The organism is Pseudomonas simiae (genome assembly GCF_900111895.1).
Lineage (GTDB): Bacteria > Pseudomonadota > Gammaproteobacteria > Pseudomonadales > Pseudomonadaceae > Aquipseudomonas > Aquipseudomonas simiae.
This window is the reverse complement of record NZ_FOKB01000001.1, coordinates 1-15,538: the sequence shown is the minus strand read 5'-3', so window position 1 is coordinate 15,538 and position 15,538 is coordinate 1. Positions and strand designations below refer to the sequence as shown.

Annotated in this window: 9 protein-coding genes and 1 pseudogene; 3 read left to right on the top strand and 7 right to left on the bottom strand. The window is 59.9% G+C overall.

The window, feature by feature from the left end:
* The first annotated feature begins 147 nt into the window (after positions 1-147).
* Entirely contained in the window at positions 148-6,066 is a 5,919-nt protein-coding gene (locus BMZ57_RS00050) for a dermonecrotic toxin domain-containing protein (RefSeq protein WP_069673259.1), read from the top strand.
* Between the two features lie 14 nt (positions 6,067-6,080).
* Here the strand turns inward: BMZ57_RS00050 and BMZ57_RS00045 are convergent, their stop codons facing one another.
* The 7 genes from BMZ57_RS00045 to acs form a co-directional block, all read right to left on the bottom strand.
* Positions 6,081-7,061, bottom strand: coding sequence for a GlxA family transcriptional regulator (locus BMZ57_RS00045; protein WP_010208312.1), 981 nt, complete (start codon positions 7,059-7,061; stop codon positions 6,081-6,083).
* A gap of 245 nt (positions 7,062-7,306) precedes the next feature.
* On the bottom strand, positions 7,307-8,071 hold the full coding sequence (locus tag BMZ57_RS00040; protein WP_069673260.1) for an ABC transporter ATP-binding protein: 765 nt from the start codon (positions 8,069-8,071) through the stop codon (positions 7,307-7,309).
* 27 nt (positions 8,072-8,098) lie between these two features.
* Positions 8,099-9,211 carry a succinylglutamate desuccinylase/aspartoacylase family protein gene (locus BMZ57_RS00035; protein ID WP_010208309.1) on the bottom strand — a complete coding sequence of 371 codons (1,113 nt, stop codon included), beginning with the start codon at positions 9,209-9,211 and terminating at the stop codon, positions 8,099-8,101.
* Position 9,212: 1 nt separating this feature from the next.
* Complete coding sequence (locus BMZ57_RS00030; protein ID WP_010208307.1) at positions 9,213-9,911, bottom strand: ABC transporter permease; 699 nt, start codon at positions 9,909-9,911, stop codon at positions 9,213-9,215.
* Positions 9,908-10,597: an ABC transporter permease gene (locus BMZ57_RS00025; RefSeq protein ID WP_010208305.1), complete on the bottom strand. Its 690-nt coding sequence runs from the start codon at positions 10,595-10,597 to the stop codon at positions 9,908-9,910. The genes BMZ57_RS00030 and BMZ57_RS00025 overlap by 4 nt, the downstream gene beginning before the upstream one ends.
* Before the next feature lie 91 nt (positions 10,598-10,688).
* Positions 10,689-11,474, bottom strand: a complete 786-nt coding sequence (locus tag BMZ57_RS00020) for an ABC transporter substrate-binding protein (RefSeq protein WP_010208303.1) — start codon at positions 11,472-11,474, stop codon at positions 10,689-10,691.
* A gap of 695 nt (positions 11,475-12,169) precedes the next feature.
* Entirely contained in the window at positions 12,170-14,125 is a 1,956-nt protein-coding gene (acs, locus tag BMZ57_RS00015; RefSeq protein ID WP_010208301.1) for an acetate--CoA ligase, read from the bottom strand.
* 396 nt (positions 14,126-14,521) lie between these two features.
* On the opposite strand from acs, the gene BMZ57_RS00010 reads away from it, so the two are divergent.
* Positions 14,522-14,791 carry a DUF2790 domain-containing protein gene (locus BMZ57_RS00010; RefSeq protein ID WP_021491461.1) on the top strand — a complete coding sequence of 90 codons (270 nt, stop codon included), beginning with the start codon at positions 14,522-14,524 and terminating at the stop codon, positions 14,789-14,791.
* 484 nt (positions 14,792-15,275) lie between these two features.
* Positions 15,276-15,538, top strand: a pseudogene (locus tag BMZ57_RS00005) (ribonucleotide-diphosphate reductase subunit beta); the annotation flags it as partial.

The window sequence follows — 15,538 nt, the reverse complement described above, 5'->3', positions numbered from 1 at the left end:
GCAGTTTAAACGCTCGCGTGTCCCAGCGGCAGGTGGTCGGGCAGGATAGCGGCAATGTAATCGGCAGCCGGCTATCTATCTACCTCCGGCCGACTGGCCGAAATTGTTCTGCTACTGCGCCTGTTCATCACGCAAAGGCGTATTCCAGTGACCTCACCCATTCAGCTCCCGGACGTGTCGGCATATCGCGACCTGCACCAGGATATCCTCATGCAAGCCGTGCCCGCGTGGCTGCCCACCCTTTCCCCGGCCAAGCGCACAGCGCTGAACAACGTTAAGCCAAGCATTCCGCAGTGGTACAAAACCGCGTCCCCCGACGCTCATGACACCCTGAAAAACCGAGTGAGTCGTGCCTGGGAGGCACAATCCAAGGTGGATCAGGCCATGGGCACCCTGAAATCGCCGCAGGCATTCGGGGCGCCCCTGCTCGCGCAGTTACTCAAACGGCGCTTTGGCATCGAACGTGACGTCGAGACCACGTATTTGCGCCTTTATATTCCCCTGACGATCCCATGGTTCTCGGTGCGCTCAGGCGCGGCAAGAACCTGGACCGTGTCATTGCTGGACGCGGCCCTGCACAACTTCGAAGCCGGCGAGGTATTTGAAGCGTCATCCGGCTTCATCACCAAGCCCACCAGCACCGGCCAATTCGACACGCTGCCTGCGCTCGACACACGCATCACGGTGGCGCAGTTCACCGCTTTGTGCCGCGAGCTGGACATCGGCGCCAAGTACCAACGCTACCTTGAGCAGTTCTTTGACTTCAACAACCCGCTGGCCATGGCCAGCCTGCAACTGAAGCTCAAGCACAGCCAGGCAGCAGACTTGAACGTCGCGCTGAAAATGGCCTGGATGAAAGGCGATCTGCACGATGATCAGTCCGTCACACGGTTGCAGCGCCTGCTCAACACCGACGACAACCCAAGCACCTGCTACCCACTGCAGTGCTACAACCTGAGCATCATGTCGACGGCGCTCACCGGCATCGTGCTGTTTGCCGAGAACATCGGCAGCCGGCATCCCGTAGGCGTTATCGCCTATATCCCCGACGACCCTTACGCACCGCTCAAGCAGTACCCCACTCTTGTCGACTTCATGACCGCCCTGGGCAACAACCTGCGCAGCGCCGAGTATCAACAATTCTTCAGCCGTTTCATCAGCCACGAAGAACGCGGCCTCTTCTTCGCCGACCTCAACCGCAGGCTGTCCAAGGTCACCTGGCACCCGCACACCCGCGGCGATCCACTGCCGTCCTGGCGCGAGACACCCATCGACCAGCCACACCTGGCATTCCGCGCCACTGCGATCAGTGGGGATCTGTTCACCCACTTGTTTCAGACAAAACTCAGCAAGGTGTTCAGCGATGCCCGCGCCATCGCGGTGTCCACCGCCAGCGTCGACCAGCGAGTACGCTGGGAGCGCTGGGCCATCGTGCAGAAAGTCGCCTCGGCGATCCTGCAAATCGCGGCGCTCATCGTCGCCCCGTTTGTGCCGCCCGTGGGTTTGCTGATGCTTGGCTACAGCGCCTACCAAATGCTGGACGAGGCCTTCGAATGGGTCATCGACTGGGCGGTGGGCGACGTGACCGAGGCGTTCGCACATTTGCTGTCATTCGTAGAGCAAGGGATACAACTGGGCCTGTTCATCGCGGGTGCGCCCATTGCCGCGAGCGCCCTGCGCACGCTGTTGCCCGCGGATGCCATAAAGTTTTTCGACAGTTTCAAGCCTGTCGCTCTACCCGATGGCAAGACGCGGCTCTGGAAACCCGACCTCGCGCCCTACGCCCACGACCTCCGACTGGCGAGCCACTCCTACCCAAACGCCCAAGGGCTGCATGCCTACAACGGTAAAAACATCCTGCTGCTCGCGGACAAACCTTTCATGGTCGAGACCGATCCCATCACCCAGCAGCGCTACCTGCAACATCCCACCCGGAGCAATGCCTACCGCCCACCCCTGCTGAGCAACGACAAGGGCGCCTGGCTAAACGAGCTGGATACGCCGCTGAGCTGGGACAGCACCACCCTCATGAAACGCCAAGGCCCTAGAACCGCCGGGCTCAGTGATGAGCAGTTGGTCGCTGCTCGTCGTATCAGCGGCACCCGCGAAGGTGCGCTGCGCAAGATGTACGTCAACCAGCATCAGCCGCCCCCCTTGCTGACCGACACCGTTGATCGCTTCCGGATCGACCAGGCGTTGCAGGACTTCATCGATCAAATGAACAGCGATGATCCGGCGATTTACCGACGGGCCGATGCGCAGTCCCAACTGCACCTGCTGGCCAACCTGGAGCTTTGGCCAAAAGCCAAGACCCTGCGTTTCCTTGACTCAAACGGCAGAACCGCCTGGGAGCTGCCCGGCGAAAAAAACGCCAGTGTGGTGCAGATACACGAAGCCCAGCTGAAACAAGATGTCGTGCTGGAAACGCTGCTGGAGGCCCTGGATGAGCCCCAACGCAAAACCTTGCTGGGGGAAGCATTCGGCGACCCGGTCACCTCCCTGAAAAATCGCGCGCTTAAACTCAGAAAAAAACTGGCCGGGCGGGCCCAATTGCATCGAGCTGAATTGTTCAACACCCGCTACCAACAGCTGGAGCGCCCTATCACCCCTCGCCAACAGGCCATGATAGACAACACACCCGGATTGCCGCTCACCGCAGCCGACGCCCTGCTGGACACCGCCAACAGCCAGGAACTCAAGGCCGTTGACGAAGGCAAGATCCCCGCGCGCTTGAGCGAGTTGGCCCAATCGCTGCGGGACGAAGCCAGGGTGAACCATGCCTACGACGGTTTGTACCTCGACTCGACGGAGACCCTCGACACCCACCGACTGGCCTTGCACTCCCTGGAGAAATTGCCTGGCTGGGCAGGAAAAAAGCTGCGCATTGAGATCAGAAGCCCCACGCCCGAGGCCGCCCTCCTGGATGCCATCGGCAAACCGAAGGCACGCATCAAACGAACCCTGGTCCGTTCGCCCGACGGGCGTTACACCCCGCAAGACGACAGCGGCGAACTGTCCGGCGCGACCGACCTGTACAACGCGGTGCTGCAGGCCCTCCCCGATGCCGAGCGCAACGCCCTGGGCTTGCACATCGGCCAAGGCCCCGCTTTAAGGCTGGCCCTGCGCACCCATGCCCTGAAACGCGCGCCGTTGCGTACGCTGATCACCGCCGAACCCGCACGCGCGCCCACCGACACCCGCACCCACCTGCGCCTGCTGGGCATGGACAACTACCCGCCGGCACCGGCCGAACAGCCCGACCTGCAGGCGCTGGCACGGGAACTGTATCCAGCCCACACCGATGAACAGATCGGCGAGATGATCCAAACGTTGGAGCGCCGTCCGGGCGGAGCCTTTGCGACATTAACGGCCCTGCGCCAGGAGTTTCAGCATCTGAATCGTGCCCTGGCCGACTGGGCCGCCCGCCCCCCGCACAGCTATCCGGGCACCGAGGTGAGCATGGGCCGTCAGGAATACAGTGACATGCGGCAAAACCGCATCCTTTTCTGGCGTGAACTCTTACGCGCCTGGCGCCGGGAAACCGAGACAGACACCTACTTCGAGCATCCCAGCCAAAACGGTCAAACACTCAAATCGCACGCCATTTTGTATGGAGAGCTACCGGCGCTGCCGGCCAATTTCGAGCATATTTCCTACCTTGAACTCAGTGGCAACCAGTCTGCACTGACTAATATCGATGTTTTTTTGCGCAGCTTTCCGAACATTCGCCACCTCAGTATCACCCATGCCCAACTGGGTCAGCTGCCAGCCACTCTCAGCGCAATGCCGCGCCTCAACACATTGATCCTCAGCAACTGCGGTATCACCCTGACACCCGATAGCCTGAATACGCTGACAGCCATGAATAGACTTCGGACCCTGGACCTGTACAGCAACCCGCTGGGATTGTCCCCGAGCGTTGAACGCATGATTGATCTGCGCGCTCTGGACCTGTCCGAGACCGGTATTTCCAACCTCCCTGCCGGGCTGCTCAGTCGAGCATCGCTGGAGCTGGCGGTGCTGTCCAGAAACCGGATCACACAGTTGCCTTCCGCGCTGTTCGACCTGCCCGCCGACACCTCGGCCACCTTCGACCTCTCGGGCAATCCCCTGTCGCGAGCGACCTTGGAGCAGGTAAAAAGTTATTACCAACGAACAGGCCGCTATTGGGAAGTCGATGCCCTGGCAATCGATATTCAGCGCGTCAACACGCTCTTCCCCGACTTTAGCGTGAACGAAGTCAACCGCTTTCTCTTTGGCCTGCCCGGCACGATTGAAATAGGTCAGATCGAACTGGCACGGCTGGAAGTCGAATATGCCAACCTGTCCGACGGGCTTGATACATGGGCACGACAGGTCCCCGCACCGGAGGAGCAAGCCCGGCGAGTGGATTTCAAAGAGGAACTCCAAGCGTGCTGGCGCCGAGAAGGTGCATTGGATACGAGCGGCCCACAGGCCATTTCCACGTTCACCGTGGAAAGCCCGCAGCCTGTGACTGGCACCTTCCCGTCACTCGACAGCGGCGTATTCAGGCACGTGTCTTCATTGCACCTGAAGGGCGCGCAGGGTCCATTCCCGTTGCAGTCGCCGCTTTTTTTCAGAGGATTCCCGACCCTTAACCACTTATTCATCGAGGGGTATGTGATGGGCGATATCCCTGCTTCGGTATGGGACCTGCCGCAACTGTCATCCTTGCGCCTGCCCCGTTGCGCGCTCACCTTATCAACCGAGAGTACCGCCTCACTCACCACGCTGAGCGAGCTGGCAACACTGGACTTGAGCCATAACACCGCTCTGGGGCAACTGCCGGATTTCAGCGCGCTCCCCAGACTTACCAGCATCGAACTTGAAGACACCGGCTTGACGGCGATCCCCGACGGCCTGCTGAAGGCCGTGGAGCGCCAACGCGTCAACCTGAGCAACAACCTGATCACCCAGATTCCCGACAGCGCGTTCAGGCTCCCCGACTCAGTAACCGCCGTCTTCGACCTCTCCCGCAACCCGCTGAACCGCTCGGGACTGATGCAGATCAAACGCCATTGCCAACGCACTGGCGAGCATTGGCGCGTCGATGCCCCAACGACGTCGCGAGAAAGGATCAAAGCGCTGTACCCCACCTTCACCGAACACGAAGCCAGCCGCTTCTTTTTTGAGCTGCCCGGTGACCTGGACGCGGCAGAGCCTGCCATCGAACAACTTGAAACCGAATACGCACAACTGCGCACTGACCTAGAAGAGTGGGTGGTGAATGTCCCAGAACGGCACCCCGTCGTGGACACACCATTGGATGAACAAACGCGGGCACAGGATCAGCTTAATCGCCGTGCATTCAAAACGCTGCTTGAAGCAGCCTGGCGCCGCGAAAGCGAACTGGACGACAACAACGACGACGTTCGGCCGACCCATAAGCTGACTTTTGAAATGCCGATACTGGGCGAGCTGCCCGAACTGAGCGCCCGGTTCGACCATGTGACGACACTCGACCTAGAAGGCAATGGCACCACCACCCGCATCGACGGACTGCTCAAATGCTTCCCAAAACTCAGGAGCCTGGTCATCACACGATTCAGTCTGGGCGAAATTCCCCTCACCGCACTCAGCCTGCCAGCGCTCAACGCCCTGAGCCTGACCGAGTCAGCTATCCGCTTGACACCCACCAGTGTCCACGCCCTGTCATGGATGAGCAGACTGGAGTACCTGGACCTGGGTGGCAACCGGCTGGGCCTCACGCCTGACGTCAGTCAACTGACCGAACTGGAAACGCTGTACCTGCCAGACACCGACATTACCCACCTCCCACAAGGGCTGTTCGCCTTGCACGAGTTGCGCAGCCTGGACTTGAGCGACAATTTGATCGAAGAGATTCCTGCAGACTTTCTGCAGCTGGCCACGCAGCTCGACACCGACTCAGACATCAGCGGCAACCCCTTGTCGGCATCGAGCCTGGATACGCTCAGGCACTACTACCTGCTGACCGGTGACGACTTAGCGGTGGCCGCAGCCGGGCTGGATGAGAACGGCAGTCCTTTGGTCAGGCCCCGTTCACCAGAGCCGATGGAGGAATAAGACCCCGCTGTCGATCAACCGCGCTCGGACGGTACCGACGACAACTCAAACGGGCTGCTGCTACGGCGCTGGTTGCGGTCTTCACGAGGGGTGGCGCCGAAAAAATTACGGTAGGCGCTGGAGAAGTGCGGCCCTGAGGAAAAACCGCACGACAGGCCGATCTGGATGATCGACTTGCTGGTTTGCATCAACATCTGGCGGGCCTTGTTCAGGCGCAGCTCCAGGTAGTACTGGCTGGGGACGCGATTGAGGTACTGCTTGAAGATCCGTTCGAGTTGTCGTCGCGACACGCACACATGCTGGGCGATTTCGTCGGTCGTCAGCGGCTCTTCAATGTTGGCTTCCATCAGCAGCACGGCCTGGGTCAGCTTGGGATGGCTGGATCCCAGGCGGTTTTGCAGCGGAATGCGCTGGCGTTCGCCACCTTCACGGATGCGTTCCACCACCAACTCTTCGGAGACCGCACCGGCCAGTTCGGCGCCATGATCACGGGCCAACACTGCCAGGAGCAGGTCGAGCACCGACATGCCACCGCAGGCGGTGAGTCGATCGCGGTCCCAGTCGAACAAATGGCTGGTGGCGATGACCTTGGGGAAACGCTCGGCAAAATCGTCCTGCCAGCGCCAGTGCACGGCGGCACGATAGCCGTCGAGCAGGCCGAGCTGGGCCAGCGGGTACACACCAGCCGACAAGCCACCGATCACGCACCCGGCGCGAACCAGTTGCTTGAGGGCGGTGCTCAATGGGGAGGCGATGACCGCGGGGGGTTCGTCCGCCAGCAGGAACAGCTTCTGGAAGCCCTCCAGCTTACCGCCCCACGGCTCGCCCGGCAGTTGCCAGGCGCCCTCGGTGGACGGCTCGGCTTGCAGGAACGACAGCTCGTAGACCACGTCCGGATGCACCCGCTGGGCAACGCGCAAGGCCTCCTCAGCCAGCGCAAGCGTCAGGGCTTTTGTGCTGGGCCAAATCAGGAAACCAATTTTATGGGCGGTCATGGAGTGCTATCCGAAGCGAGTAACGTAATGAAGACAAGGGCTAATGCTAGCCCGTAAACCAACACAAATCTTTAAAGCTGATGAATATCCAAATGTCGGAGCGGGCTTGCTCGCGAAGGCGGTACTTCAGCTACACATGTATCGACTGACACTCCGCTTCGCGAGCAAGCCGGCTCCCACAGGGGGCCTGGGCCAACCTGAAGACTGCCGAGCATGCACTACTTCAGTGCACAAAGCAGTCTTGATTATTTCAGGCTGCCCGAGAGGAACTGCTGCAAGCGCTCCGATTGTGGGTTCACCAGCACTTCACGCGGGTTGCCGCGCTCTTCGACGATACCTTTGTGCAGGAACACCAGTTGGTTCGAGACTTCACGGGCAAAGCCCATTTCGTGGGTCACCACCACCATGGTGCGGCCTTCCTGGGCCAGGTCCTGCATCACCTTGAGCACTTCACCGACCAGTTCCGGGTCGAGGGCCGAGGTGGGTTCGTCGAACAGCATCACCTCAGGTTCCATCGCCAGGGCCCGGGCGATGGCTACGCGCTGCTGCTCACCGCCGGACATGTGGCCAGGGAACGCATCCTTACGATGGCCCACGCCGACCTTGGCCAGGTAGTGCTCGGCCTTTTCACGGGCTTCTTTCTTCGACACGCCGAGCACGTGCACGGGCGCTTCCATCACGTTTTCAATCGCGGTCATGTGCGACCACAGGTTGAAATGCTGGAACACCATGGACAAGCGCGAACGCATGCGTTGCAGTTGCTTGGGGTCGGCGGACTTCATGGCGCCGTCCTTGTTGGCCACCAGCTTCAGCTCTTCGTTGTTGAGCAGAATCTTGCCGGCGTGGGGTTGCTCCAGCAGGTTGATGCAGCGCAAAAAGGTACTTTTGCCTGAACCGCTGGAACCGATGATGCTGATCACATCACCGGCTGCAGCAGCCAGGGACACGCCTTTGAGCACTTCATGACTGCCATAGCGTTTATGCAGGTCTTGGACTTCAAGTTTGTACATGCGGTCGGTTCTCACAGAAACAGGTGGTCAGTCGTTGAGCAAGCGCCCGTGACGCAGCGCATCGCGCCCCGCCACCTTGGCCAGCCAGAAACCCGCTTGGGCATAACGTAGCCGTTCAACGGCAAACAACACCCCCGAGGTGCCCGCGCAAAGGGTGCTGACGCGGTCCTCCAAGGGGTCAATCACTTCAAAAATCGGTTCGCCTTTTTCGACCCACTCACCCGTTTTACGCAGGTAGCTGATCACACCGGCGTGGGGCGCAAACAGTAATTCGGTGCCTTCGAAGGGCAGGCCTTCACAGGGTTCGAATTGTGGCGCGGGCCATTCGCCCTTGATCAACCCCTGCTCGGCGAGGAACGCGAGAATGCCTTCGGCGTGGAAGATCGCCTCGTCACGTCCCGTATCCGCCTGACCGCCCAATTCCAGCGTAGTCGCCAGGCAGGCCAGCGGGATCTGCGCCTCGGGGAATGCCTGGGACAGACGCAGCCACGGCAGCGAACAGGCTTCATCGAACGAGCTGCCGCCGGAGTCTTCCGCCAGCAGGCCGACTTTCACATTCAGGTGCGCCGACAGCGAACGCCACTGCGGCCAGTGCTGGGGCAATGCGTACATGTGCAGCGCGGCTTCGGCGTCGCAGTGCAGGTCGAGCACGACATCGGCGGTGCAGGCGTGGCTGAGCAGGATGCGCTGCATGCCTTGCAACTGGCTGTTCGGCTCGGGCAATGCGTTGAGCGCATCGGTCATCGCCTGGCGAATCATGCGCACGTTGGCGTGAGGATCATCCCCCAGCTTGCCCGTGAGCAACTTGGCCACCGGCTCGCTCAGCTCAACGAAATCGCGGTTGAAATTCTTGCCGCTGCCCACTTCGAAACGGCCCTGGTGGCTGCCTTGCAGCAACTGGCCCAGGCCCATCGGGTTGGCGACCGGCACCAGCTCGATCACGCCATTGAGCGCACCTTGCTGTTCCAGTTCGGTGAGGCGCTTCTTCAGCTCCCACGCGGCGCGCATCCCCGGCAACTCATCGGCGTGCAAGCTGGCCTGAATATAGGCCTTGCGTTCGCCCTGGCCGAAACGGAACACGCTCAGTTGGCGCTCGCACCCCAGGTGGCCCCAGGGCAACAGGTGATCGACACGTTCCATATCAGTGCTTCCGTGGAGCCAGGTAGCTCAGCCAGCGGCGCTCGGCCAACTTGAACAGGCGCACCAGGATGAAGGTCAGGCACAGGTAGAACACACCGGCGGTGATATAGGCTTCGAACGGCAGGTAGAACTGGGCGTTCACCGTGCGCGCGGCACCGGTGATGTCGATCAGGGTGACGATGGAGGCCAGGCTGGTGGTCTGCAGCATCATGATCACTTCGTTACTGTACTGCGGCAGCGCCCGACGCAAGGCCGATGGCAACAGGATGCGGCGGTACAGCTTATAGCGCGACATCCCCATCGCCTTGGCCGCTTCGATCTCGCCGTTGGGGGTGGCCTTGAGGCTGCCGGCAATGATCTCGGCGGTGTAGGCGCTGGTGTTGATCGCAAACGCCAGGCACGCGCAGAACGTGGCACTGGACAACAGCGGCCACAGGAAACTTTCGCGCACCGCTTCGAACTGGGCCAGGCCGTAATAGATCAGGAACAACTGCACCAGCATCGGCGTGCCACGGATCACATAGGTGTAGAGCCAGGCCGCGCCGTTGACAATCGGCTGCTTGGACACGCGCATCAAGCCCAAAGGCAAGGCAGCGAGCAAGCCGAAGAACAGCGAGATGGCGAGCAGTTTCAGGGTGGTCAGCAGGCCGCCAAGGTACAGCGGCATGGCCTCCCAGATGACGTTGTAGTCGAAGATCATAGATCAGCCGCCCTTACGCCTACCGAGTAGCGCTTCTCAAGATGACGCAAGGCCAGCAACGACACGCTGGTGATCACCAGGTACATCGCCGCCACTGCGAGGAAGAAGGTAAAAGGCTCGCGGGTGGCGTCTGCCGCCTGCTTGGCCTTGAACATCATGTCTTGCAGGCCCACCACCGAAATCAGCGCAGTGGCCTTGGTCAGTACCAGCCAGTTGTTGGTGAAGCCAGGGATCGCCAGACGGATCATCTGCGGCACCATCACCCGGAAAAACACCTGGAAACTGCTCATGCCATACGCCAGGCCGGCTTCGGCCTGACCCTTGGGAATGGCCATGAAGGCGCCACGGAAGGTTTCCGAGAGGTAGGCGCCAAAGATGAAACCCAGGGTGCCGATACCGGCGGCCAAGGGGTTCAAGTCGATATAGTCGTCGTAGCCGAGCATCGGCGCGACGCGGTTGAGCAAGTCCTGGCCGCCATAGAAAATCAGCAGGATCAGCACCAGGTCGGGGATCCCGCGGATCACCGTGGAGTACAAGTCACCCAGCCAGGCCAACCAGCGCACCGGCGACAGGCGTAACGCGACCCCGATCAGACCCAGAACAATGGCCAAGGCCATGGACGACAAGGCGAGCTGAAGCGTCAACCATGCGCCATCGAGGATGACGGCCCCGTAGCCTTTCAACATGATTCAGGTCCTCGAAAAGGGGGATGAAAAAATGGCGCAAACCTCAGGAATTCTGTTGCTTGCGCCATTTCGGACAGACAGCTGCGACGATTTACTGGGCTTCAGGGCCGTAAATGTCGAAGTTGAAGTACTTTTTCTCGATTTCTTTGTACTTGCCATTGGCACGGATCGCGGCGATGGCAGCGTTGATACGGTCCAGGTTTTCCTTGTCGCCCTTGCGTACCGCGATGCCTATGCCGTCACCGAAGTATTTGGCGTCGGTGAAGGCTGGGCCGGTGAACGCGTAGCCTTTGCCAGCCGGGGTATCGAGGAAACCTTCCTGCAGCAGGGTCGCGTCAGCCACGGTGCCGTCGAGGCGACCGGCTTCCACGTCCAGGTAGATTTCGTTCTGCGAGCTGTAAGGCACAATGGTTGCGCCTTTAGGCGCCAGGACTTCCTTGGCGAAACGATCGTGGATCGAACCGCGCTGTACGCCGATCTTCTTGCCCTTCAGTTCATCCAGGCTGTCGCTGACGGCGGTGCCTTCCTTCAATACCAGGCGCGCTGGGGTCAGGTAGTAGCGGTTGGTGAAGTCCACGGACTTCTTGCGGTCGTCAGTGATGGACATGGACGACAGGATCGCGTCGATCTTGCGCACTTTCAGCGCGGGGATCAGGCCGTCGAACTCTTGCTCGACCCAGGTGCACTTGACCTTCATCTCTTCGCACAGGGCGTTGCCGATGTCGTAGTCAAAGCCGACGATACTGCCATCGGGCGCTTTGGAGGCAAACGGAGGGTAAGCCGCTTCGATACCAATTTTCAGAGGCTTGCCTTCAGCGAAAGCCTGCATGGACAGCACGGACAGCGCCAGGGCGCCCAACAGCACGAGTTTCTTCATCTTGGGACTCCATCGGTATAGGGCAAAACAGCAGTATGAGCCATGGCCCACGATGCGGCGTAAGGGAAACCGAATTGCGGTGCTGCGTCCCACACCAGCGACACACTGGAGACGACGAGCGAGTGATCGGCATTCTAACGACAGGCCGGAAGCCGATATTTCCTCAATGCGACAACAATTTACAGAAGCACCGAGAAAGCGGTTCCAGCTCATTGACAGCCTCTGAATTTTATGCAGAGACAAAAGACATTAAACCTGTAGATGCTGCAAGTTGCGGGCCTATTATTCGCAAACCCTTCTAGCACGGCAAGTCTGGCGTTTAATCTTATTTCTTGGAGCGTCTAAAACGCGGTTTTTCGGGGCATGGGCGTAGCCCTTTGCCTCAGGTTTGGGCGTGGGGTTACACATTTGCGTTCGACGGTAACATTCAGAAACCTCCTACGCGAGAAACCGATATTTATTGGGTTGCAGGTTATACCGGTCTTTCAGATCACTAACCGATACCTGCTCGCAGTACCCTCCCGATGTGGGAGCGGGCTTGCTCGCGAATGCGGCGGGTCAGTCAATACATCTTTGACTGATACACCGCATTCGCGAGCAAGCCCGCTCCCACAGGGATTTCAAGCGTTTGCCAGATCCCACAAAAAAGCCCCACTCGGCTCACACCGAATGGGGCTCTGCCCCATCAACCCGCCTTACGCGACGTTCATGGTCTTGTGCGTTTCAATCAAATGCGCGACCACACCCGGGTCCGCCAAGGTGGAAATGTCGCCCAACCCGTCGTACTCGCCCGTGGCAATCTTGCGCAAGATACGGCGCATGATTTTCCCCGAACGCGTCTTCGGCAAGCCCGGTGCCCACTGGATCACGTCCGGCGAAGCGATCGGACCGATTTCCTTGCGCACCCAGTTTTTCAGTTCCAGGCGCAGGGCTTCATTCGGCTCTTCGCCATTTTTGAGCGTGACATACACGTAGATGCCCTGGCCCTTGATGTCGTGCGGGACACCCACCACCGCCGCTTCGGCGACTTTCGGGTGGGCAACCATGGCGCTTTCGATCTCGGCGGTACCCATGCGGTGGCCGGACACGTTCAACACGTCGTCCACGCGGCCGGTGATCCAGTAGTAGCCATCCTCATCACGACGCGCACCGTCACCGGTGAAGTACATGCCACGGAAGGTCTTGAAGTAGGTGTCGACGAAACGGTCATGGTCGCCGAACAGCGTCCGCGCCTGGCCTGGCCACGAATCGAGGATCACCAGGTTGCCCTCGGCAGCCCCTTCGATCAGGTTGCCCAGGTTATCCACCAACGCCGGCACCACGCCGAAGAACGGACGCGCCGCCGAACCCGGCTTAAGCGCATGGGCACCCGGCAGTGGGCTCATCATGTTGCCGCCGGTTTCGGTCTGCCACCAGGTATCGACAATCGGGCAACGGGATTGGCCGACGTTCTTGTAGTACCAGTCCCAGGCTTCCGGGTTGATCGGCTCGCCCACCGAACCCAGCAAACGCAGGCTGCTGCCATCGGCGCCTTCACAGGCAGCGGTGCCCGAAGCCATCATCGCGCGGATCGCGGTCGGTGCGGTGTAGAGGATGTTGACCTTGTGCTTGTCGACGATCTTCGCCACCCGCGTGATATCCGGGTAGTTCGGCACGCCTTCGAACAGCAGCGTGGTCGCGCCATTGGCCAGCGGGCCGTAGACGATATAGGTGTGGCCGGTGACCCAGCCGACGTCGGCGGTGCACCAGTAGATTTCACCTGGGCGGTAGTCGAACACGCGCTCATGGGTCAGGGCTGCGTACAACAGGTAGCCGCCGGTGGTGTGCTGCACGCCTTTAGGCTTGCCGGTTGAGCCAGAGGTATAAAGAATGAACAGCGCTTCTTCAGCCCCCATCTCTTTCGGCGCGCACACAGTGCCGGCCACTTTCATCAGGTCTTCGTACCAGATGTCGCGATGCTGGTTCCACTTGATGTTGCCATTGGTGCGCTTGCACACGATGACTTTCTGGATGCTGCTGGTTTCCGGGTTGGTCAGGGCGTCGTCGACGTTGGCCTTCAGCGGAATCTTCTTACCCGCGCGGATGCCTTCGTCGGCGGTGATCACTACCTTCGACTTACAGTCGATGATGCGACCGGCCAGGGCCTCCGGCGAGAAACCGCCAAACACCACGGAATGGATCGCACCGATGCGGGTACAGGCCAGCATGGCGACCACGGCTTCGGGGATCATCGGCATATAGATAGTCACCACGTCGCCGCGATGCACATCCTGACCGCGCAGGGCGTTGGCGAACTTGCAGACTTCTTCATGCAGCTCGCGGTAGGTGATGGTGCGGCTTTCGGAAGGGTCATCGCCTTCCCAGATGATCGCCGCCTGATCGCCGCGCTCGGCGAGGTGACGGTCCAGGCAGTTGTAGGAAACGTTCAGCGTGCCATCGGCGAACCACTTGATGTCGACATGGTGATCGTCGAACGAGGTCTGCTTCACCGTGGTGAAAGGCTTGATCCAGTCAAGGCGCTTGGCTTGCTCGCGCCAGAAGCCATCGGGGTTGACCACCGACTGCTGGTACATGGCCTTGTAGGTCGCCTCGTCGGTCAGCGTGTTGGCTGCTACTTCGGGGCGGACGGGGTACAGGGAAGCCGCACTCATCTTTCTTACCTCGGTGACATAGTTGTTGTTGTATGGCCCTGTTGTAGCCGGGGCCGACCTATAGAACCATTCGACGATGGTAGTAACAAGCCCCTACAAATTGCCCTGATATCGCCGTCTACACCTCTAGCCCGCGGGCTGCGGCGCTTCGCAGCTGTGTGAAAAAAGCTTTACCACGGGATTGTTACAAAAACCGCCAATAGTGTTTATCAAAAGTACGGGTATATGAATATAACCCGCAGGCCTAAAATCAACTCCGTCAACACGACACTGTGATTAACAACGCAACAGCCCCCACGAAGGCAACGTTAATCCGAACTTTCCAACCCTAAGTTACACACGTGGCCTCACAAGGGCCCCGTGACCCCACTCGCCCTGAATAAGGTATATAGAGAAATGAAAGCTTTAGTAGTTATGGCCCTCAGCAGCTTGTGCGTCACCGCCGCCCTAGCCGACGAAGCCCCGACTGACGTAGCTAGCCGCAACACCCCGATCGTTGAGGATTACACTTACAGCACCCACTTGGATGTTGCCAAAGTAGTGTCCATGAGCAGTATTCCGGAAGTGTGTGAAGTTGTACCGGTGAAGATGGAATATGAAGACTCACAAGGTCAGCGTCACATTCTTAATTACCATGTGATGGGCAATGGTTGTTCTAACGGGTAATAACCTGATTAGGTTAACCTGAATCCGATCTTATTCGCCGCAAGAAATCGTTCTTGCGGCAAAGAACCGGGCCCCTCCTCCCCTCACTGCGCCCCCTCGAAAAAAATCCTGCCGCTCGTCCCTCCGGCCAACCCCAGCAAACCCGCGCTTTGGCTTGAAAAGCAGGCTTTTTGTCTGCGATCCGTGACCATCCGCCACAACACAAAGCCGATTTTTTCCCTATAATGCGCGGGTAAATCGGGCCTGCAATATCCCTTTACACTGGGATGAAGAGCCAGACCTGAGGCCTCCCGCTGGAGCAAGCACCTACCGCTCCGCACCTCAAGCCTCACGCAGAGCACCCGTAACCCTATTCCGTTTAATGCGTGCGCTAGCTGCAACAAACGATTCCTTAAGATCCACCGCGGCCTCAGGGCCGTGTGAACACCCAACCATCCGGTTTCACACGGGCACCTTTGAGCCCTCACGCAGGAGACGACACGTCATGCTGAGCTGGGACGAATTCGACAAAGAAGAAGAAGGCGAAGTAGCCACCAAAGGCGCCAACGCCGGCCACGCCACCGAAGCCAACATGGACCGCCTCGACGGTGACGGCGCCAAAGCCGCCCTCGAAGCCCGCGCCGTCACCGCCAGTGACTCCGCCGCCATCGTGCGCGCCAAGGCCGCCCTGGACAAACTCGACGTCGCCGAAGGCCTCGCCGAGCTGGAAGGCTCCGCCGCCCGCGTCGCCGTTGACGAAAAGCGCAT